This is a genomic window from Rahnella inusitata (assembly GCF_003263515.1).
Taxonomy (GTDB): domain Bacteria; phylum Pseudomonadota; class Gammaproteobacteria; order Enterobacterales; family Enterobacteriaceae; genus Rahnella; species Rahnella inusitata.
On sequence record NZ_JYDE01000002.1, the window covers coordinates 276458 to 298584 of the forward strand.

The 22127-nt window shown below is 51.4% G+C and carries 19 protein-coding genes; 15 read left to right on the forward strand and 4 right to left on the reverse strand.

The genetic code is table 11. The features are described 5' to 3' along the window. Window positions 1-114 precede the first annotated feature (114 nt). Window positions 115-693, reverse strand: a complete 579-nt coding sequence (locus TU92_RS02075) for a lipoprotein (protein ID WP_112164309.1) — start codon at window positions 691-693, stop codon at window positions 115-117. Window positions 694-1036: 343 nt separating this feature from the next. Between TU92_RS02075 and bolA the strand changes: the two genes are divergently transcribed. From bolA to TU92_RS02130, 9 genes are all read left to right on the forward strand, one after another. Continuing rightward, window positions 1037-1351, forward strand: coding sequence for a transcriptional regulator BolA (gene bolA / locus TU92_RS02085; protein ID WP_112164311.1), 315 nt, complete (start codon window positions 1037-1039; stop codon window positions 1349-1351). A gap of 449 nt (window positions 1352-1800) precedes the next feature. Further along, window positions 1801-3105 carry a trigger factor gene (gene tig, locus TU92_RS02095; RefSeq protein ID WP_112164312.1) on the forward strand — a complete coding sequence of 435 codons (1305 nt, stop codon included), beginning with the start codon at window positions 1801-1803 and terminating at the stop codon, window positions 3103-3105. 417 nt (window positions 3106-3522) lie between these two features. Beyond that, window positions 3523-4146: an ATP-dependent Clp endopeptidase proteolytic subunit ClpP gene (gene clpP / locus TU92_RS02100; RefSeq protein WP_056771081.1), complete on the forward strand. Its 624-nt coding sequence runs from the start codon at window positions 3523-3525 to the stop codon at window positions 4144-4146. Between the two features lie 230 nt (window positions 4147-4376). Continuing rightward, window positions 4377-5651, forward strand: coding sequence for an ATP-dependent protease ATP-binding subunit ClpX (gene clpX, locus TU92_RS02105; RefSeq protein WP_112164313.1), 1275 nt, complete (start codon window positions 4377-4379; stop codon window positions 5649-5651). Window positions 5652-5842: 191 nt separating this feature from the next. Beyond that, a complete protein-coding gene (lon, locus tag TU92_RS02110) occupies window positions 5843-8197 on the forward strand; it encodes an endopeptidase La (RefSeq protein WP_112164314.1) in 2355 nt (784 codons plus the stop codon). Between the two features lie 214 nt (window positions 8198-8411). Next, a complete protein-coding gene (hupB, locus tag TU92_RS02115; protein WP_112164315.1) occupies window positions 8412-8687 on the forward strand; it encodes a nucleoid-associated protein HU-beta in 276 nt (91 codons plus the stop codon). A gap of 166 nt (window positions 8688-8853) precedes the next feature. Continuing rightward, window positions 8854-10734, forward strand: coding sequence for a peptidylprolyl isomerase (gene ppiD / locus TU92_RS02120; protein WP_112164316.1), 1881 nt, complete (start codon window positions 8854-8856; stop codon window positions 10732-10734). Between the two features lie 138 nt (window positions 10735-10872). Beyond that, window positions 10873-11256 carry a ComEA family DNA-binding protein gene (locus TU92_RS02125; RefSeq protein ID WP_112164317.1) on the forward strand — a complete coding sequence of 128 codons (384 nt, stop codon included), beginning with the start codon at window positions 10873-10875 and terminating at the stop codon, window positions 11254-11256. Between the two features lie 117 nt (window positions 11257-11373). Next, window positions 11374-11790, forward strand: coding sequence for a YbgC/FadM family acyl-CoA thioesterase (locus TU92_RS02130; RefSeq protein WP_112164318.1), 417 nt, complete (start codon window positions 11374-11376; stop codon window positions 11788-11790). Window positions 11791-11842: 52 nt separating this feature from the next. Here TU92_RS02130 and queC read toward each other — a convergent pair whose 3' ends face one another. Further along, window positions 11843-12541, reverse strand: coding sequence for a 7-cyano-7-deazaguanine synthase QueC (gene queC / locus TU92_RS02135; RefSeq protein ID WP_112164319.1), 699 nt, complete (start codon window positions 12539-12541; stop codon window positions 11843-11845). A 97-nt stretch (window positions 12542-12638) separates the two neighbouring features. Then, window positions 12639-14351 (reverse strand): SgrR family transcriptional regulator, encoded by a 1713-nt coding sequence (locus TU92_RS02140; protein ID WP_112164320.1) that lies wholly within the window; start codon window positions 14349-14351, stop codon window positions 12639-12641. A 190-nt stretch (window positions 14352-14541) separates the two neighbouring features. Here TU92_RS02140 and cof point away from each other — a divergent pair, with 190 nt between their 5' ends. Further along, window positions 14542-15363, forward strand: coding sequence for an HMP-PP phosphatase (gene cof / locus TU92_RS02145; RefSeq protein WP_112164321.1), 822 nt, complete (start codon window positions 14542-14544; stop codon window positions 15361-15363). A gap of 81 nt (window positions 15364-15444) precedes the next feature. Here the strand turns inward: cof and TU92_RS02150 are convergent, their stop codons facing one another. Further along, the gene (locus TU92_RS02150) at window positions 15445-16488 is read right to left on the reverse strand and encodes a PLP-dependent cysteine synthase family protein (protein ID WP_112164322.1); all 1044 of its coding nucleotides are present in this window, start codon (window positions 16486-16488) and stop codon (window positions 15445-15447) included. Window positions 16489-16608: 120 nt separating this feature from the next. Between TU92_RS02150 and TU92_RS02155 the strand changes: the two genes are divergently transcribed. From TU92_RS02155 to TU92_RS02175, 5 genes are all read left to right on the forward strand, one after another. Continuing rightward, window positions 16609-17064 carry an Lrp/AsnC family transcriptional regulator gene (locus TU92_RS02155; protein ID WP_112164323.1) on the forward strand — a complete coding sequence of 152 codons (456 nt, stop codon included), beginning with the start codon at window positions 16609-16611 and terminating at the stop codon, window positions 17062-17064. A 139-nt stretch (window positions 17065-17203) separates the two neighbouring features. Then, complete coding sequence (locus TU92_RS02160) at window positions 17204-18976, forward strand: SmdA family multidrug ABC transporter permease/ATP-binding protein (protein ID WP_112164324.1); 1773 nt, start codon at window positions 17204-17206, stop codon at window positions 18974-18976. After that, on the forward strand, window positions 18939-20768 hold the full coding sequence (locus tag TU92_RS02165; RefSeq protein ID WP_414063885.1) for a SmdB family multidrug efflux ABC transporter permease/ATP-binding protein: 1830 nt from the start codon (window positions 18939-18941) through the stop codon (window positions 20766-20768). The genes TU92_RS02160 and TU92_RS02165 overlap by 38 nt, the downstream gene beginning before the upstream one ends. A gap of 341 nt (window positions 20769-21109) precedes the next feature. Then, window positions 21110-21448 carry a P-II family nitrogen regulator gene (gene glnK / locus TU92_RS02170; RefSeq protein ID WP_009639071.1) on the forward strand — a complete coding sequence of 113 codons (339 nt, stop codon included), beginning with the start codon at window positions 21110-21112 and terminating at the stop codon, window positions 21446-21448. Between the two features lie 80 nt (window positions 21449-21528). Then, window positions 21529-22127 (forward strand): ammonium transporter family protein (locus tag TU92_RS02175; RefSeq protein ID WP_486659966.1); only part of this gene is annotated, 599 nt, incomplete at its 3' end.

The window sequence follows — 22127 nt, forward strand, 5'->3', positions numbered from 1 at the left end:
CGCATGGGCATAATAAAGGAAGGGATGCTTCGCGGGGAATAAATTCACTGGCTTTCATTAGCATTCTGCCCGGACAGGCCGGGCAGAAAGTATCAGGCTGACAACAACGGAATCTTAACGTGCGTTAGCTTTAATGAAGTCGCTGATGCTGGTGTCAGACGCCATGTCGCTGATGACATCGCCCAGCGTGGTGTTCACCGCGGTGGTGATTTTAGCGTTGGTCGCAGACAGCGCGCCCTGAACGTTATAGGTCGAGCGGTAATTTTTCACCTGCTTGCTGCCATTTTTCGCGGTAGCAATGATGGAGATGTCTGCTTTGGTGGTGATGTTGTAACGCAGATTACCTTCCTGTACGTCCGCATACAGGTTATTCACGACGATTTGCAGATCGACGACACCGTCAGCTCCGACCATGTAACCACGTGCAGTCATTTGTTTTTCCAGAGATTCCTGCAACAGGAAACGCAGGTCGCGTGACGGGGTCAGAGAAATCAGCTGGCCATCGCGGTTAACTTTCGCCAGCGCCTGATCCTGACGTTGGTCAGCGCCGTTAACGCTGATAGTGATGCCCTGAAGCGTTGGGTCTTGTGATGGCAGAACGATTTTTGGCGAAACGTCCAGCGTGTTGGTGCTGGTAGCGCAACCGGCCAGCATCAACATCGCCAGCACAGGGAAAATAATTTTCTTTAACATGTGTGTTTTCTCAATATTTATAAGGGAATAGTGCTCATATTTATCTCGCCATCATAACATTGCCATTTGCGGGTGGAAGTCCCAACAATCTGGAAAAGTGATTTTTTAGCGTTTTATTTCATCAGGTCTGCTGATTACGGTCTGCATCCGTGGCTAAGCCGCCATTTCTTTGACAGACTGAGCGCCGATTTTATCAATCAAATCTATAAATTTTTTAACGTGATTAACGTGGATGTCGGAAAACAGCCTATTCTTAAAGGGTAGAACGTGAAGATAAAGGAATGTAAGACAAAGGGAACCCGACGTGCGCAGTTCTCTGCTGATACGGTGTAAGGAGATAGCGATGATTCGTGAGCAAATAGAAGCAAAGTTAGTCGAGGCGTTTGAACCCGCGTTTCTGGAAGTGACTGACGAAAGCTATCGTCATAATGTACCGGCAGGCTCAGAAAGCCATTTCAAAGTGGTCATGGTATCCGATAAGTTCCTTGGTGAACGTTTTCTGGCGCGCCATCGTGCTATATACGGGCATCTGGCTGAAGAACTCGCAGGCAGCGTACATGCACTGGCATTGCACACCTACACCCAAAAAGAATGGGAAGGGTTGCAGGACACGGTTCCGGCATCACCCCCGTGTCGCGGTGCCGGAACAATGGCCTGATCGTCGAGATCTGATTCACAAAAGGCATAAATATCGCCGTTTGACGCAGTATCACTGGAACTTTGCTTGTCAGATGCGGTATTAGTAGATGCGAATTTCATGAAACGGCCCGCGGGCCGTTTTTGTTTTTCCCAAGACAGGCAGACGACAAGGGCAATTTTCGCCTCTGCATCGACCGCATTTTTCGAAGGATCGAGTCCCCGTGTGAGTTTCCCTCCCGCGCTTGTAGATACCGTCCTCGACTCAATGCGTCTGCGTCGCTATAATGTCGCGTCTAATTTTTCCGGAATGGTTTCGGACGCTCTCGAATACAGGGCTACGTTCTGATACAGAACTGTCCCGGTTCTTAGAAGTCGTTTTCAAGGTAAGTTTGCGCTTTTGGTGCTTCTCATCTTGTGAACGACTTCTGGAGTTGACCGAGCACTGTGATTTTTTTTTGAGGTAACAAGATGCAAGTTTCTGTTGAAACCACTCAAGGCCTTGGGCGCCGCTTAACGATTACTGTTCCTGCTGAAAGCATTGAAAAAGCAGTGAAAAGTGAACTGGTCAACGTCTCTAAAAAAGTACGTATTGACGGCTTCCGTAAAGGCAAAGTACCAAGCCACATCATCGAACAGCGTTACGGCGCGTCAGTACGTCAGGACGTGCTGGGTGATCTGATGCAACGCAACTTTGTTGATGCGATCATCAAAGAAAAAATCAATCCAGCTGGCGCACCTAACTATATCCCGGGTGAGTACAAGCAGGGTGAAGAGTTCACTTTCACCGTAGAATTTGAAGTTTACCCGGAAGTTGAGCTGAAAGATCTGGAAAACATCGAAGTTGAAAAACCTGTTGTTGAAGTTAACGACGCTGATGTTGATACCATGCTGGAAACTCTGCGCAAGCAACAAGCTGACTGGAAAGAAACTGATGCAGCTGTCACCGCAGAAGACCGCGTGACCGTTGATTTCTCCGGTTCTATCGACGGTGAAGATTTCGAAGGCGGCAAAGCCTCTGATTTCGTACTGGCTATGGGCCAGGGCCGCATGATCCCAGGCTTCGAAGAAGGTCTGGTCGGTCACAAAGCCGGTGAAGAATTCACTATCGACGTAAACTTCCCAGAAGATTACCACGCTGAAAATCTGAAAGGTAAAGCGGCTAAGTTCATTATTACCCTGAAGAAAGTGGAAGAGCGTGAGCTGCCAGAACTGACGCCAGAATTCATCAAACGTTTCGGCGTAGCTGATGGTTCTGTTGAAGGTCTGCGTGCAGAAGTGCGTAAAAACATGGAGCGCGAGCTGAAAGGTGCTGTTCGTAACCGCATCAAAACTCAGGCTATCGACGGTCTGGTCAGCGCTAACGAAATCGACGTGCCAGCTGCACTGATCGACGGCGAAGTTGACGTTCTGCGTCGCCAAGCTGCACAGCGTTTTGGTGGCAACGAAAAACAAGCGCTGGAACTGCCACGCGAGTTGTTCGAAGAGCAAGCTAAACGCCGCGTTGTTGTCGGTCTGCTGCTGGGCGAAGTCATCAGCCAGCACGAACTGAAAGCTGACGAAGATCGTGTTAAAGCGCTGATCGAAGAAATGGCTTCTGCGTACGAAGATCCACAGGAAGTTGTTGAGTTCTACAGCAAAAACAAAGAGCTGATGAACAACATGCGTAACGTCGCGCTGGAAGAACAAGCGGTCGAAACTCTGTTGTCTAAAGCGAAAGTGACTGAAAAAGCCACTACCTTTACTGAGCTGATGAACCAGACTCAACCTGCATAATTTTATTGCACGTTGCTGAATCTGTCCGCAGATTCACGTTTAAAAGCCCGCAGTTTTCACTGCGGGCTTTTTATTTGCCAAAAATCAGGTATTTTTGTTTTGGCTGTTGTTTTTGCACTATATTTATCTCTATAAGGCACAGCGCACGTAGAACCGCTCCGTTGTCTCCCGCAAAATGGCCTTTCAGCGGCCCGGATTGGGGGATAGAGAAAAGAATTATGACGGCAGGCTTGAAAAAGGGGCCTAAATCCCCCAATTGATAAACACGAACTCAGATAAATTTGTAGTCAGAATCTGACTGATAACGACCGTCAGGCGTGTAAAAGGCGACTTGGCCGCTTGAGCATAGTCATGTGTGTCTATCTCAAGTAGAATCGGTTTTAAATAGCGCCAAACAGAATCTATTAGGAGACGGTTATGTCATACAGTGGTGAAAGAGAGCAATTTGCACCAAACATGGCGTTGGTACCCATGGTGGTTGAGCAAACTTCACGGGGCGAGCGTTCATACGACATCTTCTCCCGTCTGCTTAAGGAACGCATCATCTTCCTGACTGGTCAGGTCGAAGACCATATGGCTAACCTGATTGTTGCCCAGATGCTGTTCCTGGAAGCAGAAAGCCCGGAAAAAGACATCTATCTGTACATCAACTCACCGGGTGGCGTGATCACTGCCGGGATGTCGATTTATGACACCATGCAGTTCATCAAGCCGGACGTCAGTACGATTTGTATGGGCCAGGCATGTTCAATGGGCGCGTTCCTGTTGACCGCAGGTGCAGAAGGTAAGCGTTTCTGCCTGCCAAACTCGCGCGTGATGATCCACCAGCCACTGGGCGGTTTCCAGGGGCAGGCGACGGACATTGAGATCCATGCGAAAGAAATCCTGAAAGTGAAATCTCGTATGAATGAGCTGATGGCGAAACACACGGGCAAAACGCTTGAAGAAATCGAGCGCGATACAGAGCGTGACCGTTTCCTGTCTGCTGATGAGGCTGTACAGTACGGTTTAGTGGATTCTGTATTTACCCATCGCGCCTGACGGCTCAATCGTGCCGGGCTGATGGTCTATAGTTATACTCATACCGTGGTTACGTGGGCGGAAACTTTCCGAAAAGGAAAAAGAGTGTGGCATTAACGACACTTTTCCACCCGATGTGAGTCATAACATGAATGAACAGACATCAGCCCTCATGCGGCTGTTGTGTAACATGGTCGTGTCGTCGCGTTATAGTAACGCTGCGGGACTGATACTAAAGAAGAGGTTTACTGATGACAGATAAGCGCAAAGACGGTTCAGGAAAGCTGCTGTACTGCTCTTTTTGCGGCAAAAGCCAGCATGAAGTGCGTAAGCTGATTGCCGGGCCGTCAGTGTATATCTGCGATGAATGTGTCGATTTGTGCAATGACATTATTCGCGAAGAGATTAAAGAAGTCGCGCCACACCGTGAACGCAGTGCATTACCGACGCCGCACGAAATCCGTCAGCACCTTGACGATTACGTTATCGGTCAGGAACCTGCGAAGAAAGTGCTGGCAGTGGCGGTATACAATCACTACAAACGCCTGCGTAATGGCGATACCAGTAATGGGATCGAATTAGGCAAAAGTAACATTCTGCTGATCGGGCCGACCGGTAGCGGTAAAACGCTGCTGGCTGAAACCCTCGCACGTTTCCTGGATGTGCCATTTACTATGGCCGATGCCACCACACTGACCGAAGCCGGTTACGTGGGGGAAGATGTTGAAAACATCATTCAGAAACTACTGCAAAAATGTGATTACGATGTTCAGAAAGCGCAACGCGGTATTGTCTACATTGACGAAATCGACAAGATTTCCCGCAAGTCTGACAACCCATCGATCACACGTGACGTGTCCGGTGAAGGTGTCCAGCAGGCGCTGCTGAAACTGATTGAAGGTACGGTTGCTGCAGTTCCACCTCAGGGCGGACGTAAGCATCCACAGCAGGAATTCCTGCAAGTTGATACCTCGAAAATCCTCTTTATCTGCGGCGGTGCGTTTGCCGGTCTGGATAAAGTGATTGGCCAGCGTATTAACACCAGTACCGGTATCGGTTTTGGTGCAGAAGTGAAAGGCAAAGAGCAAAAGGCCACTGAAGGTCAGTTGCTGGCGCAGGCTGAACCGGAAGATTTGATCAAATTTGGTCTGATCCCTGAGTTCATTGGCCGTCTGCCAGTGGTCGCGACGCTCAGCGAGCTGAATGAAGATGCACTGATTCAAATTCTGAAAGAGCCGAAAAATGCGCTGACTAAGCAATATCAGGCATTGTTCAATCTGGAAGGCGTTGAACTGGAATTCCGTGATGAAGCGCTGATTGCGATTGCGAAGAAAGCCATGAACCGTAAAACGGGTGCCCGTGGTTTACGTTCAATCGTTGAGGCTGCATTGCTGGACACTATGTACGATCTGCCGTCTCTCGACGATGTGGAGAAAGTGGTGATTGATGAGTCCGTAATTGCGGGCCAGTCAGAACCTCTGATGATTTATGGCAAGCCTGAGGCGCAACAAGCGTCTGGTGAATAATTAGCCAAACTATCCAGAGAGTTAGCCACAAAATGGGGGATTTAGTCCCCCATTTTTTTTTCGCACATTCTTATCGTTGAATGTCGGACATTCATCCCCATATACTCAGTTAACGACTTGCTGAAACCCGTCTGACTCGTGTTTCACGAGATTTCCTTAACCTGGCGGAAGCTAAACTAAGAGAGAGCTCTATGAACCCTGAGCGTTCTGAACGCATAGAAATCCCCGTATTGCCTCTGCGCGATGTGGTGGTTTATCCGCACATGGTGATCCCGTTGTTCGTTGGCAGGGAAAAATCGATTCGATGCCTCGAAGCCGCGATGGATCACGACAAAAAAATCATGCTGGTTGCGCAGAAAGAAGCGTCGACCGATGAGCCGGGCGTTAACGATCTCTTCTCCGTGGGTACGGTTGCCTCAATATTACAAATGCTGAAGCTCCCGGACGGCACGGTAAAAGTGCTGGTGGAAGGGTTACAACGCGCACGTATTACCACACTTTCTGACAGTGGCGAGCATTTTGCTGCCCAGGCAGAATACCTTGAATCTCCGGCCGTTGATGAACGCGAGCAGGAAGTTCTGGTACGCACAGCGATTAATCAGTTTGAAGGCTATATCAAACTGAACAAAAAAATCCCGCCAGAAGTGCTGACGTCGCTGAACAGCATTGAAGATGCTGCACGTCTGGCTGACACCATTGCCGCGCATATGCCATTGAAACTCGCTGACAAACAGTCCGTACTGGAAATGTTTGATATCACCGAGCGCCTGGAATATCTGATGGCGATGATGGAATCCGAAATCGATCTTTTACAGGTCGAAAAACGTATCCGTAACCGTGTCAAAAAGCAGATGGAAAAGAGCCAGCGCGAGTACTATCTGAATGAGCAAATGAAAGCGATTCAGAAAGAACTTGGTGAAATGGACGACACGCCTGATGAACATGAGGCGTTGAAACGCAAAATCGACGCGGCGAAAATGCCGAAAGAAGCGCGTGAAAAAACCGAAGCTGAACTGCAAAAGTTGAAAATGATGTCGCCGATGTCCGCCGAAGCCACAGTGGTCCGTGGTTATATCGACTGGATGCTTCAGGTGCCATGGAACGCCCGCAGTAAAGTGAAGAAAGATTTGCGCAAAGCGCAGGAAGTTCTGGATACCGATCACTTTGGCCTCGAACGCGTCAAAGACCGAATCCTTGAGTATCTTGCGGTGCAGACGCGCGTCAGCAAAATCAAAGGGCCTATCCTGTGCCTGGTCGGGCCTCCGGGTGTGGGTAAAACCTCTCTTGGCCAGTCCATCGCACGTGCGACAGGGCGTGAGTATGTTCGTATGGCGCTGGGTGGCGTACGCGATGAAGCGGAAATCCGCGGTCACCGTCGTACCTATATCGGTTCTATGCCAGGCAAACTGATCCAGAAAATGGCCAAAGTTGGCGTGAAAAATCCGCTGTTCCTGCTCGACGAAATCGACAAGATGTCGTCTGACATGCGCGGCGATCCGGCTTCAGCGCTGCTGGAAGTGCTGGATCCAGAGCAGAACGTAGCGTTTAACGATCACTATCTGGAAGTCGATTATGACCTGTCAGACGTGATGTTTGTCGCGACGTCGAACTCCATGAACATCCCTGCGCCATTGCTGGACCGTATGGAAGTGATCCGCCTTTCCGGTTACACCGAAGACGAAAAGCTGAACATCGCCAAACAGCATTTGTTGCCGAAACAGATTGAACGTAATGCGCTGAAGAAGAACGAACTGACGGTGGATGACAGTGCAATCATCGGCATCATTCGTTTCTATACCCGTGAAGCGGGCGTGCGTAGTCTGGAACGTGAGTTGTCTAAACTGTGCCGTAAAGCGGTTAAACAATTGCTGATGGATAAAACCCTCAAGCACATTGAAATTAACGGCGACAACCTGAAAGATTTCCTCGGCGTGCAAAAGGTCGATTATGGCCGTGCGGATACCGAAAATCGTGTCGGTCAGGTGACTGGCCTGGCGTGGACTGAAGTGGGCGGCGAGCTGCTGACCATCGAAACAGCCTGCGTGCCGGGTAAAGGTAAGCTGACGTACACCGGATCACTGGGTGAAGTGATGCAGGAATCCATTCAGGCTGCGCTGACGGTCGTGCGTGCACGTGCCGACAAGCTGGGCATCAACCCTGACTTCTACGAAAAGCGTGATATTCATGTTCACGTACCAGAAGGGGCGACGCCGAAAGATGGCCCAAGTGCGGGTATTGCAATGTGTACCGCCCTGGTGTCTTGTCTGACCGGTAACCCTGTGCGTGCAGACGTGGCGATGACGGGTGAGATAACCCTGCGTGGTCTGGTGCTGCCAATCGGTGGTCTGAAAGAAAAACTGCTGGCTGCACACCGTGGCGGTATCAAAGTGGTTCTGATCCCGGACGACAACAAACGCGATCTGGAAGAAATTCCGGCGAACGTGCTGGCAGATCTTGAGATCCATCCGGTCAAACGTATTGATGATGTTCTGAACTTTGCTCTGCAAAATCCTGCATACGGTGCGTTACCGGTTGCTGCGAAATAGTGATGTTGACTTACACAGTTGAATAAAACGCTGGCTGGCTGGTGAATTCTCACTTGCCAGCTTTTTTTTGTGCCGTTAACGTAGTCAACGGTCAGAAGGTTTCAGGCTGCTTTCAGTCGCTTGCATAGCCCTGACAAGATTGATATAACAGCAGCGCGGTCGCGTCCGAAGGGAAATTCGGCGTGATGAAAAATATTAAGAGGGGACGAAAAGAGTGAATAAGTCACAATTGATCGACAAAATTGCTGCCGGTGCTGATATTTCTAAAGCCGCAGCGGGACGTGTTTTGGATGCGGTTCTTGGATCTGTCACTGATACCCTGAAAGCCGGGGAAGAAGTCGCTCTGGTAGGTTTTGGTACTTTCTCCGTGCGCGAACGTTCAGCACGTACTGGCCGTAACCCACAGACCGGTAAAGAAATCAGCATTGCAGCAGCTAAAGTACCTGGCTTCCGTGCAGGTAAAGCGCTGAAAGATGCCGTTAACGGCTAATTACCCGACGAGCTGACGTCAAATCCGTGTGAAGCGTATCACTGATGCATATTTACTCAGGTCTGGTTGTTAAACAATAACCTGACGTCACCGGGCTGGTAAGGTAAGATATAAGGCGCATCGAAAACGGTGCGCTTTTTTTATTACAGCGGAGTGTTGCCTCACTATGATGGACAATTTACGCGCGGCGTCCAATAACGTCGTGCTCAAAATCATTCTGGCCCTGATTATTCTGTCCTTTATTTTGACAGGGGTGGGCAACTACCTGGTCGGCGGTTCAGGCGACTATGCAGCGAAAGTGAATGGTCAGGAGATCGGTCGAGCTCAGTTAGAGCAGGCAGTGCAAAATCAGCGCAGCCGACTGCAACAACAGCTTGGAGATCAGTTCTCTGCGCTGGCAGGCAGCGAAGGTTACATGCAGCAGCTGCGTCAGGAATCTCTGAACAACCTGATTGATGTCACTTTGCTGGATCAGTATTCCAAAAAATTAGGCATTACGGTCAATGATCAACAGATCAAAGACGCGATTTTTGCGACGCCGCAATTTCAGACCAATGGTCGTTTCGACAACGCTAAATATCTCCAAAGTATCCAGAGCATGGGTTACAGCGCGGATAATTTTGCCCAGCTGATGAAACAGCAATTGATCAGTCAGCAACTCGAACAAGCGTTTGGTCAGTCTGATTTCATTCTCCCTGTTGAAAGCAAAACGCTGGGCGAGCTGATCCTGCAAACCCGCGATGTGCACACCGCGACGCTGGACACTGAGACTCTGGCAGCGAAACAGCAGGTGACTGACGCCGAATTGCAGGCTTTCTACGAGCAGAATAAAAACAACTTCTTGTCCCCTGAGCAGGTCAAAATCAGCTACATCCAAATGGATGCAGCGGCTATGCAGGGTAAAGCAGACGTATCGGATGCCGATATTAGCGCCTATTACGACCAGCACAAAAACGAGTTTGGTCAGCCTGAGCGCCGTCGCTACAGTGTTATCGTCCTGAAAACTCAGGCACAAGCGGACGCAGTTGCGGCTGAGCTTAAGAACGGCACTGACTTTGCTGAACTGGCGAAAACGAAATCCACCGATGCACTGAGCGGAAAAAAAGGCGGTGATTTGGGCTGGATGGAACCTGAAACAACATTGCCAGAATTTAAAAGCGCTAACTTGACCACCAAAGGTCAGGTATCGGGTGTGATTAAATCTGACAGCGGTTTCTTCATCCTGCGTTTAGAAGACATCAAACCTGAACAGGTCAAGCCTCTGGCCGAAGTGCGTAACAGCATCACTGATAAGCTCAAACAAGAGAAATCACTCGATGCCTACTACGCATTGCAGCAGAAGGTCAGTGAAGCGGCGACCAACGACAACGAATCTCTGGCTTCGGCTGAAGAAGTTGCCGGCGTGAAAGCGGCTCATACCGACTGGTTCACACAAAATCAAATCCCGGCAGCTATCAACTTCAAACCTGTAGTGCAGGCGATTTTTGAAGGTGGTCTTATCCCTCAGGACGGTACTCCGGGCAACAACTCTGACATCATCACGGTCGATGGTGATCGTGCGTTTGTGATACGTGTCGATTCACACAAAGCTGAAGGCGTTAAGCCATTTGCTGAAGTGAAAGATCAGGTGACGACGCTGGTGAAACGCCAGAAAGCGCAAAATCAGGCGCGTATGGAAGGCGAGAAACTGCTGACGGCGCTGAAAGAAGGCAAAGGCGATGATGCGATGAAAGCCGCAGGTCTGAGCTTTGGTGATGTGCAGAAAGTTCAGCGCAGCCAGCAACCTTCAGCGTTCGAAGAAACCGTCTTCGCTATGCCGCAGCCGCAGAAAGATCAGGCTGTCTACGGTTTGTCTCAGGATACCAAAGGAAACAGCGTGTTGGTCAAACTGACTGCCGTGACGCCGGGTGCTGTTCCTGAAGCGGATGCCGCACGTTTTGCTCAGGAAATGCAACAAACCTCCTCGAACGTGACCTTTGATGCGCTTCTGACTAACCTGCGTCAGCAAGCGAAAATCAAGTTCGGTTCTGCTGCACAAAACCAGTAAACGCCGCAAAGTTTTGCAACGCGTTGCAACAAACAAAGGCCGCTTTCGCGGCCTTTTCCACATTTGAAAGTTGCCCGTTGTTCGCTTTTTTTTCCTGATGCACTCTCTGTGTGCTGTCAAACACATGGAGGATACAGCATGAAAAAATTAGGCATTACTTCACTTTCACTCGCTCTGGCACTGGGACTTTCTACCTTACCTGTAATGCTGAAGGCGGCGCCTAATACTACCGGCACGGTTGCCACAACGTCCGTTGCCCCGGCAACGACGGCCAGCAAAGTGGCGGGTCCGCAGGTGAAAAAGGAGCAGGCGGCGGTGACGGATGAAAGTACCGTCAGCATCAATACCGCCACGGCAGAGGAGTTTGCCAAAGTGATGAACGGTGTGGGGATGAAAAAGGCGCAGGCCATCATCAGCTACCGTGAAGAGCTGGGGCAATTCACCGATATTGAACAGCTGCGTGAAGTGCCAGGAATCGGTGCAGCACTGTTTGAACGTAACAAGGACCGTCTGAAACTGTGACGGATGTCGCGGCGGCCAACCCTTAACGGGTGCCGCCGTTTTCTTCTGCTAATCTCTAAAGACATCTGACCAGTTCGGTTTATGCCTCAGGCGATCAGCAGGAGTTGTTTAATCACTATGCATACGTTTATCAAAGTTCGCGGTTTTCATATCGACGTTTACCAGCACGTTAACAATGCCCGATATCTGGAGTTCCTGGAGACGGCGCGTTGGGAATGGCTGGACAATCAGTCTGGCTTTAAGTGGATGAGCCAAAACAAAATTGCTTTCATCGTGGTGAATATCAATATCAACTACCGCAAGCCTGCCGTGTTGGGCGATCTCTTACGCATCGACAGCAGCCTTCAGCAACTGAATGGTCGAAGCGGTGTCATCGAGCAGGTAGTGACCTGTGAAGGCGATATGGTGGCAGATGCCACACTGACGTTTGTTTGCATTGATTTGCGCACGCAAAAAGCATTACCACTGGAAGGTGAGTTGCTGGAAAGGTTGCGCGAGCTTGAGCTGGAAAACGATCAGGCCAGCCACGACTGAATAAAATGAAAACGGGCAGTGAAATCTGCCCGCTCTTATCACAACCCGAAGATCATTTCAGGCCGGTTTTCTTCTTCAGGCTGGCCATCACGCCTGCATTATCCTGCTGATACTGTTGCAGACCATTAGCGCGAAGATGGCAGGCTGCGCATTCACCACAACCGTCACCGGCAATGCCGTTGTAACAGGTCAGGGTGTGATGACGAACCAGATCGAGTTGCTGATAGTAATCGGCCAGCGCCCAGGTTTCGGCTTTGTTCAGCCACATCAGCGGCGTTTCAAATCGGACATCGCGCGCCAACCCAAGAGAAACAGCATGGTTGAGCGCTTTAACGAATTCATCGCGGCAATCCGGATAACCGGAGAAATCGGTTTCGCACACGCCGGTAATCACCGCTTCAGCCTGAATCTGATAAGCGTAAATCGCTGCCAGCGTCAGGAACAGAATGTTACGCCCGGGAACAAAGGTGCTTGGCAAACCGCCTTCTGTTTCTTCTCCAAAGCCCGGTACGGGGATATTGTCGCGGGTCAGGCTGCTGACAGCCAGTTCGTTTAATAAACCGACGTCCAGCACTTTGTGGGCACGCGCGCCCAACTGTACAGACAGCTTTTGCGCGATCTCAATTTCAGCGCGATGACGCTGACCGTAATCGAAAGTGACGCAATGTACTTCGTCATACTCTTTCAAAGCCTGGATCAGGCAGGTTGTTGAATCCTGTCCACCGCTAAAAACTACCACTGCTCTTTTCATTCAGATTTCCTGTTCGCTAAAACTGACCGCGCATCGGGCAGCAAAATCCTGCTTATGGTACTGACCTTTGCCGCCGTAGTGTAGTGAAACAGCTGTGTTACGCGTTTTCCTGTGGCAGCGGCGGTGGTACCCAGGCCTGACAGAAATCGAACCAGCCCCACGCAGTAAGCTGAACACCGCTGATGCGCGGCGGCGCGCTGACCTGATACTGATAGTTAAACAGCGGCGTGATAATACTGCGCGACATCCATTGATAAAAATGGTCGCGCAGTTCTTCAGAGCGTGAATTTTCCAGCGGGATTTGCTGGATAGACGCCAGACGCTGTTGCTGGAGGAGCCGATCTTCTTCCCGCAAAATACCTGCCCAGAGTGGATCTTGCTGTAGCCAGTTTTCCAGCGTAGCTTCCGGCGATTCACCGATCAGGCGATCGCCGAGCAGCAGGTCAGCTGATTTCAGCAATTCGCCGTCTTCCCACAAGCGCCCGGCGTGATACACCACCTCCAGCGTACAATCTTCTTGCGCCAGCTTTTTCTGCAATGCCTGCGCCACCAGTTCAAACTCTACCGGCGGATGGAACAAAAGACGCAAACTTTTAGGCAGAGCCACATCGACATCCTCATTAATCGGGATCGGCCAGCCGGGCAGCATTTCTTTACTGGCTCTCACCAGGTCGTGGTCGATCGGCAGATTATCTAACATGCCGCTACTTTGGATTATCCGAATGATTTTTTGCGCCTGTTTTTCACTTAACACACCGCGTCGCATATTCGCGGCGATATAGCAGAATCCCAGGCTGGTGCTGCGCCGGACGGGTTTGACCTGCGAAAGCTCATCTTCCTCACCGAGAATAATCCGCACCGGATGCTGGCAACTGACATTGTCCCGCTGGGCAAACAATAATGGCGTGATCCAAAACTCGATAGCGGCCAGATACGGATGTTGTAAAGGATAGTAAGTGTGCTGTTCCAGGCGGATCAATTCCGGGGAAAAGGTGGTCAACCGAAATGGGCCCGCGCCAATATGCGGATCGTCCGGGTGTGCCAGCAGACAGTTGAGATCGGCAAAACGGTGCGCCAGCCAGTAATCAGGCTTATCCAGATCGAACTGCAAACACAGCGCATGGGGCTGGGATAATTTAACCACTGACGCCAGATTGTGTTTTCCGCGCGCCGATCCGCGCAGTTGTTCAAAACGTGCCACCAGCTGAGCCGTTTTCAACGGTTCGCCGTTATGCCAAAAAAGCTGACTGCGCAGGAAGAACTGCCAGGTCTTACCGTCATTACTGATTTGCCAGTGATGGGCAAGATTCGGCTGTGGCGAGCTATCGCCGGGAATAAAGCGCGTCAAACCGGCGTGGATCGTATGCGCCAGATGTTGCTCGGCGCGACCGGTAAGTGTCAGGGGATCCAGCGGCTGGAGAGGGCGGTAATAAGGAATGCGCAGCGTCGGAGCATCTTCCTGCCACTGGCCGCCGAGATGCGGTGCAAGCAGGGCATTCAGATGAGAAGGTGCCAGCTGGCTCAGTTGCAGCGCGGCGGAATGTTCGCCGTTTTTGAGTAACTCCTGTAAATAGGTTCCGCGTAAATCCTCCGGGGTTTTCAGGCAGCACAGGGAAGCGCGTTTACCGCGTCCAGCCTGTGATTGCCAGCTAATCCAGCCGGCATCCTGAAAGTGGCTCAATAAGGTTCGGGTGTGGCGCTCGCTGCAACAGAAGATCTCCGCCAGCTCCGCGACGGTGAATTGAGCCGGAGATGAGCCGGTTTTCAGGTGTAAACGCTGAAACTGATTAAGCCGGTTTTGCAGACGCACGATAGATTCAGAACCTTTATTAGCACAGAAATTCTGCGTTCAGCATATCGCAGGTTTCGCTGCTCCGGCTTAAGTAAAGAACCAAAGTGTGAGCTAAAACCGGAACAGTATTGATAAACTGTTCACTATTAGTTCCGTAAATACCGGTCCATACTTTGAACGTGAAAACCAAGCCCGCCCGGAGAGGACTATGTACCGTTTAGCCGCATTTGATATGGATGGCACGCTGCTTTTACCTGACCACACGCTGGGCGAAAAAACGCTGTCCACGCTGCGTCAGCTGGCTGAAAAGCCGATCACCCTGACGTTCGCCACCGGCCGTCACTATCTCGAAATGAAAGATATTCTGGCCAATATCGGGCTGGACGGTTATTTGATCACCGGCAACGGCACAAGAATCCACGATCTTTCCGGCCACAGACTGCATGCCAGCGATTTACCGGAAGATTGCGCCCATGAATTGCTGCACACAACGTGGGATACGCCGGCGAGTCTGCACGTTTTCCGCGACGACGGCTGGTTTACCGCGCTTGATGATCCGGACTTATTGATCCCACACCAGTTCAGCGGTTTTCGCTATCAGTTACAGGATCTGCGTTTACTTCCAGATTCGGGTAACAGCAAAGTGTGTTTCTGTGCGCCGCATGAGGTGCTGTTGTCGCTGGTACCCCAGCTCGAAGCGCATTTTGGACCGCGCATCGACCTGTGTTTTTCTGCGATGGATTGTCTGGATGTGCAGCCTGCTGGCAGCAATAAAGGCAGCGCGCTGGCGATGCTGACGGCGGGGCTTGGGATCAGCATGTCAGAGTGCATGGCATTTGGTGATGCTATGAACGACAAAGAAATGCTGGAAGGCGTCGGCATGGGGCTGATTATGGGGAATGCACTACCTGTTTTGAAGGCGCAATCCCCGCACTTACAAATTATCGGACACTGCCGTAATCAGGCGGTGTCTCACTTTTTGCAACACTGGCTGCACACACCAAACCTCACCTATTCCCCCGAATATTAAGGTTTTGCAGCGAGCCGGGTCATCTGTCCCGGCTTTTTTCATGCTTGCTTTTTGCTCACCATTCTTCGAACCAGAGCAGCGTTAGCTGAGCCCTTCAAGTTCTTGCGCGTACCCTGAAATATCCCCGATATTTTTCGCGACCCAGCTCTCATCGAAATATGTATTCAGGTACCGTTCGCCACTGTCGCACAGTAAGGTGACGATCGAGCCAGATTCACCTTTTTCACGCATCTGTTTTGCCAGTTGCAGCGCACCCCAGACGTTGGTACCCGTCGATCCACCGACTTTACGGCCGAGCACTTTCTCCAGCCAGTGGAGAGTGGCGATGCTTGCGGCGTCGGGTACCTGCATCATGTCGTCAATGACGCTTGGGATAAATGACGGTTCTGCGCGCGGACGTCCAATGCCTTCAATCCGGCTGCTGCATTGGGCGGTCACGCTGGCATCCCGCTGCTGATAATAATCGTAAAACACCGAGTTTTCCGGATCGACAACCACCAGTTCGGTGTCATACCCCTGATAACGAATGTAGCGGCCAAGCGTTGCGGACGTCCCGCCCGTGCCGGCGCTCATCACCAGATATCGCGGGACCGGATTTGGTTCCAGAGACATCTGACGGAAAATGCTGTCGGCAATATTGTTGTTGCCGCGCCAGTCTGTTGCGCGTTCTGCGTAAGTAAACTGATCCATATAATGGCCGTTCATTTCGCGGGCGAGTTGCTCGGACGCTGCATAAATCTGGCCAGAGTTTTGTACGAAGTGGCAGCGGCCGCCGTAAAACTCGATTTGCTGAATTTTGCGCGGAGCAGTGCAGGAAGGCATGACGGCGATAAACGGCAGGCCGAGCAGGCGGGCGAAGTAAGCTTCAGAAATGGCGGTGCTGCCAGAAGAGGCTTCAATGATCGGCGTATTCTCGCGGATCCAACCGTTGCACAAGCCATACAAAAACAGTGAGCGCGCGAGGCGATGTTTCAGGCTGCCAGAAGGGTGTGTGCTTTCATCCTTCAGATACAGCGAAATTCCGGGAAAGTCGCCCAGCGACAGGCGAATCAAATGTGTATCTGCGGAACGCTGAAAATCAGCGTCGATTTCTTTAATAGCGTGATTAACCCAGGAATTGCGCATGGTGCAGGCCCATAATAGTGTGCTGATGATGCTAAGAATAACGTAACCGGCAGAGAAATAAGTTACTCTTTAACCCATGGAATGCATGTTTTGTAGAATAATTTTCTCCTGAGGTGTCTCATGGTAGATAAAATTGACCTTAAGTTGTTATCGCTGTTGCAGAAAGATTGCACATTATCCCTCAACGAACTGGCGGATGCGGTAAATCTCACCACAACGCCTTGCTGGAAAAGAATCAAGCGGCTGGAAGACGACGGGATTATTCGCGGTAAAGTCGCGCTGCTGGACGGCGACCAACTCGGGCTGAGCCTGACGGCGTTCGTGCTTATCAAAACGCAACATCACAACAGCGAGTGGTATCAGCGTTTTGTGCAGCAGGTTGAGGCGTTTCCTGAAGTGCTGGGTTTTTACCGTATGGCCGGTGAATACGATTATTTACTTCAGGTACAGGTGGCCGATATGAAAAGCTACGATAACTTTTACAAGCGACTTGTGAACGGCATTCCGGGGCTGAATGATGTCACCTCAAGTTTTGCGATGGAACGCATAAAATCCACCACCGCATTACCGATTTAATGCAAAAGTTACAGTAAAAAGTTTCATCAGAAACCCCCGTTAACTCTGTTATCCTTGTCAGCCTGAAGAGGAAAGTTGCCCGTCTTTAAGCGGCTTATCCCAATAAAATCATCGTTATTATTTGTATGGAAAACGCTGCGTGAGATTGTTCGCCCAATTAGGCTGGTATTTCCGACGTGAATGGCGCCGGTATCTGGGTGCCGTCGCCTTACTGATCATCATTGCCATTCTGCAATTGCTGCCGCCCAAGCTGGTCGGCGTAATTATTGATGGTGTCACCACCAAAACGATGTCTTACGGCGTACTGTTTGCGTGGCTGGGGCTGATGATAGCCACGGCGATTGTGGTGTATTTGCTGCGTTACGTCTGGCGCGTGCTGCTGTTCGGTGCGTCCTATCAATTGGCAGTAGAACTGCGTCAGGATTTTTTCCGCCAGCTAAGCCGTCAGCATCCCGCTTTTTATCTGCGTCACCGCACCGGCGATTTGATTGCCCGCGCAACCAATGATGTCGATCGCGTGGTTTTTGCCGCAGGTGAGGGCGTTCTGACGCTGGTGGATTCGCTTGTCATGGGACTGGCGGTGCTGATCGTGATGGCGACCCAAATCAGCTGGGAACTCACGCTGCTTTCCCTCGTCCCGATGCCGGTCATGGCGATTATCATTAAACGCTACGGCGACCAGCTGCATCATCGCTTTAAAACCGCGCAGGCCGCCTTTTCCTCACTGAACGATCAGGCTCAGGAAAGCCTGACCAGCATCCGTATGATCAAAGCCTTTGGTCTGGAGAATCATCAGTCTTCGCAGTTTGCCGACGTGGCCGCTGACACCGGTGCGAAGAACATGCGCGTGGCGCGCGTCGATGCCCGTTTCGACCCGACTATCTATGTCTCAATTGGCATGGCAAACCTGCTGGCAATTGGCGGCGGCAGCTGGATGGTTGTTAACGGATATCTGACGCTCGGGCAGTTAACCAGTTTTGTGATGTACCTTGGTCTGATGATCTGGCCGATGCTGGCGCTGGCCTGGATGTTCAATATTGTCGAACGGGGAAGCGCTGCCTATAGCCGTATCCGCAGTCTTTTGCAGGAAGCGCCGAGCGTGGTGGACGGGACTAAACCCTTGCCAGCGGGACGTTCGGTACTCGAGGCCAAAATTGCTGATTTCCATTACCCCGAAACCGCGCATCCTTCGCTGACTGGCGTAATGTTTTCTTTGCAACCGGGGCAAATGCTCGGGCTTTGTGGCCCGACAGGATCGGGCAAAAGTACGCTGCTGGCGCTCCTCCAGCGGCAGTTTGATGTGACTGAAGGTGATGTGCTGTATCACGGCCTCTCACTCAAAGAGATCCAGCTGGATGACTGGCGTGCCCGCCTGGCGATTGTCAGTCAGACCCCTTTTCTGTTCTCCGATACCGTTGCGCAAAATATTGCGCTGGGGCGCCCGGATGCCACGCAGGAAGAAATTGAAGAAGCTGCGCGTCTTGCCAGTGTTCATGACGATATTTTGCGCCTGCCCGGCGGCTATGAAACTGAAGTCGGCGAGCGTGGCGTTATGCTTTCCGGCGGCCAGAAGCAGCGAATTTCTATCGCCCGCGCACTGCTGCTGAAAGCTGAAATTTTGATCCTCGACGATGCCCTGTCTGCGGTCGATGGCCGGACGGAGCATCAGATCCTGCACAACCTGCGTCAGTGGGGCAGTGACCGTACGGTGATCATCAGCGCCCATCGTCTTTCCGCTCTGACAGAGGCCAGCGAAATTCTGGTGTTTAACCACGGCACGATTTCGCAACGCGGGAACCATGAACAACTTGCCGCTAAGTCTGGCTGGTATCGCGATATGTTCCGTTATCAGCAACTGGAAGCCGCACTGGACGATGTGCCGCAGGAACAGGAGCCGGAAGATCGTGGTTGAACAAAAAGTGAGTAAAATTCAAAAGATGTGGCCCACGCTTAAACGCCTGTTGAGTTACGGCAAGCCATACAGAAAACCGCTTTCCATTGCGGTGCTGATGTTGTGGATTGCGGCAGCAGCAGAAGTGACCGGGCCAATTCTGATCAGCTTCTTTATCGATCACTATGTCGCCAAAGGCGAAATGCCATGGGGCAAGGTCAGCCTGCTGGCACTGTGCTTTATTCTGCTGCAATTTCTGGCTGCGGGTTTGCACTATTTTCAGGCGCTGTTGTTTAACCGGGCAGCGGTCGGCGTGGTTCAGCGTTTGCGCACAGATGTGATGGATGCCGCCCTGCGCCAGCCTCTCAGTGCATTCGACACTCAGCCGGTCGGTCAGCTGATTTCCCGTGTCACCAACGATACGGAAGTGATCCGCGATCTGTACGTCACCGTCGTCTCGACCGTATTGCGCAGCATTGCCCTGATCGGGGCGATGTTGGTGGCGATGTTCAGTCTCGACTGGCGTCTGGCCTCGGTAGCTGTCTGTATTTTCCCTGCGGTCTTCGTGGTGATGGGACTCTACCAGATTTACAGCACGCCGATCGTGCGCAAGGTGCGCAGCTATCTGGCGGATATCAATGACGGTTTCAACGAAGTTATCAATGGGATGAACGTCATCCAGCAGTTCCGTCAGCAAAAGCGCTTCGGCGAACGTCTGACGCGCGCCAGCCAGTCGCATTATCTGGCGCGTATGCAAACGCTCCGGCTGGAAGGTTTCTTACTGCGCCCGCTGCTCAGCCTGTTCTCCTCTCTGATTTTATGCGGATTGCTGCTGCTGTTTGGATTCAGCGCGGAAGGTTCTGTCGGTGTCGGTGTTCTGTACGCTTTCATCAACTATCTGGGGCGTCTGAACGAACCGTTGATCGAACTGACATCACAACAGTCGATCCTTCAGCAGGCCGTCGTGGCTGGTGAACGTATTTTTGATCTCATGGACAGAACACAGCAGCAATACGGTTCGGATGACAAACGGCTGACCAGCGGTGAGATTGAAGTCAAAGACGTCAGTTTTGCCTATCTCCCGGAAAAATGGGTGTTGGAAAATATTTCACTGCACGTTCCGTCGCGTGGATTTGTGGCGCTGGTGGGGCATACCGGCAGTGGCAAGAGTACGCTGGCGAATTTGCTGATGGGATATTACCCGCTCAATAAAGGGGAAATCAGAGTCGATGGCCGTAACCTTGCTGATCTGTCTCATGCCAGCTTGCGCAAAGGGATTGCGATGGTTCAGCAGGATCCGGTTGTGCTGGCTGAATCTGTCTTCGCCAATGTGACCTTAGGGCGCGATATTGATGAAGCACAGGTCTGGCATGCACTCGATATTGTGCAACTCTCGCCGCTTATCCGCGAAATGCCTGAAGGGCTTAATACGCGTCTGGGTGAACAGGGGAATAATCTCTCCGTCGGGCAGAAGCAGTTACTGGCGATGGCGCGCGTTTTGGTGCAGGCACCGGAGATTCTGATCCTTGACGAGGCAACTGCCAATATCGATTCGGGAACAGAGCAGGCGATCCAGCGTGCTTTGCGGGCTATCCGTCAGCAAACCACGTTGGTGGTTATCGCCCATCGTCTTTCGACTATTGTCGATGCGGACAATATTTTGGTATTGCATCGTGGTCAGGCCGTAGAACAGGGTAATCACCTGCAGCTGTTAAACGAAAAAGGCCGGTATTATCAGATGTATCAGTTGCAGCTTGCCGGTCAGGAACTCGCCTCTACAGAGCAAGCCACTGCCGCTACCGAAAACGCGTAATCATCTTCCCAACGCAGGGCGTTACACTGCGTTGGGTCTCTTTCTGTCACTGCGTGTTTCGCAATATTTCTCTCTCATTGCCCCTCTTTAATGCATGCCCAAGCGCCGATGGAACCTGTTGCACTAAAAAGCAGCGCGTAGCACTTAAATAGTGCGGGCTTTCTGATAATGCCTCGAACCAACGACTGTGCGCTCCGTCACGATTATTCTGAAAATGCCGTATTGCGCGGGTAAATCACCAATCTTTCAGAAATTTCAACTCTGGCACATCCTTTGCTTTATCCATTTCGTATCGGGCGCGGGTTTTCTCGCGGCAAGCCCTTAATTCGAGGAGTGGCAAAATGAAGCTGGTTACTGTGGTGATCAAACCTTTCAAGCTGGAAGACGTGCGTGAAGCGCTGTCTGCTGTTGGAATTCAGGGGCTGACCGTAACGGAAGTTAAAGGTTTCGGCCGCCAGAAAGGTCACGCTGAACTGTATCGCGGTGCAGAGTACAGCGTGAACTTCCTGCCAAAAGTAAAAATCGACATTGCTATCGCTGATGATCAGCTCGACGAAGTCATCGACGTGATCAGCAAAGCGGCTTACACCGGCAAGATTGGTGATGGCAAAATTTTCGTTGCTGAATTGCAACGCGTTATCCGTATTCGTACCGGTGAAACCGACGAAGCAGCACTGTAATTTCAGGCTCATCTCTTCGCATGAAGAGTTGAGATAAAAAAGCTTAGAAAACGGTTTTGAGAAACAGGGGTGGGTTAATAATGAAAAAACTTTTATCCATGATGGGGCTTGGCGCGGTTGCATTGTTGCCTTCGCTTGCCATGGCCGCCGCACCAGCAGCCGCTAACGGTGCTGATAACGCGTTTATGATGATTTGTACTGCACTGGTGCTGTTTATGACCGTGCCTGGCGTGGCGCTGTTTTACGGCGGCTTGCTGCGTTCTAAAAACGTGTTGTCTATGCTGACTCAGGTCATCGTGACGTTTGCTCTGGTTTGCGTACTGTGGATCCTCTACGGTTACAGCCTGGCCTTCAGCGAAGGTAACGCGTTCTTCGGCGGTTTCGGTAACGTGATGATGAAGGGCATCGGCCTGGATTCCGTCACCGGTACCTTCTCGCAGATGATTCACGTGGCGTTCCAGTGTTCATTCGCCTGTATCACCGTGGCGCTGATCGTTGGCGGTATCGCTGAACGTGTACGTTTCTCTGCGGTACTTATCTTCACCGTTATCTGGCTGACCTTCTCCTACATTCCAATGGCACACATGGTTTGGGCCGGCGGTTTCCTGGCGGCAGACGGTGCGCTGGACTTCGCCGGTGGTACGGTTGTCCATATCAACGCCGCTATCGCGGGTCTGGT

Bases quoted from the DNA above. Each gene is read 5' to 3' on its own strand.
- lon (WP_112164314.1), top strand. From the start codon at position 5,843: ATGAACCCTGAGCGTTCTGAACGCATAGAAATCCCCGTATTGCCTCTG.
- bolA (WP_112164311.1), top strand. From the start codon at position 1,037: ATGATTCGTGAGCAAATAGAAGCAAAGTTAGTCGAGGCGTTTGAACCC.
- clpP (WP_056771081.1), top strand. From the start codon at position 3,523: ATGTCATACAGTGGTGAAAGAGAGCAATTTGCACCAAACATGGCGTTG.
- TU92_RS02125 (WP_112164317.1), top strand. From the start codon at position 10,873: ATGAAAAAATTAGGCATTACTTCACTTTCACTCGCTCTGGCACTGGGA.
- glnK (WP_009639071.1), top strand. From the start codon at position 21,110: ATGAAGCTGGTTACTGTGGTGATCAAACCTTTCAAGCTGGAAGACGTG.
- tig (WP_112164312.1), top strand. From the start codon at position 1,801: ATGCAAGTTTCTGTTGAAACCACTCAAGGCCTTGGGCGCCGCTTAACG.
- TU92_RS02075 (WP_112164309.1), bottom strand. From the start codon at position 693: ATGTTAAAGAAAATTATTTTCCCTGTGCTGGCGATGTTGATGCTGGCC.
- TU92_RS02165 (WP_414063885.1), top strand. From the start codon at position 18,939: ATGTGCCGCAGGAACAGGAGCCGGAAGATCGTGGTTGAACAAAAAGTG.
- TU92_RS02155 (WP_112164323.1), top strand. From the start codon at position 16,609: ATGGTAGATAAAATTGACCTTAAGTTGTTATCGCTGTTGCAGAAAGAT.
- clpX (WP_112164313.1), top strand. From the start codon at position 4,377: ATGACAGATAAGCGCAAAGACGGTTCAGGAAAGCTGCTGTACTGCTCT.
- cof (WP_112164321.1), top strand. From the start codon at position 14,542: ATGTACCGTTTAGCCGCATTTGATATGGATGGCACGCTGCTTTTACCT.
- TU92_RS02150 (WP_112164322.1), bottom strand. From the start codon at position 16,488: ATGCGCAATTCCTGGGTTAATCACGCTATTAAAGAAATCGACGCTGAT.
- TU92_RS02130 (WP_112164318.1), top strand. From the start codon at position 11,374: ATGCATACGTTTATCAAAGTTCGCGGTTTTCATATCGACGTTTACCAG.
- queC (WP_112164319.1), bottom strand. From the start codon at position 12,541: ATGAAAAGAGCAGTGGTAGTTTTTAGCGGTGGACAGGATTCAACAACC.
- ppiD (WP_112164316.1), top strand. From the start codon at position 8,854: ATGATGGACAATTTACGCGCGGCGTCCAATAACGTCGTGCTCAAAATC.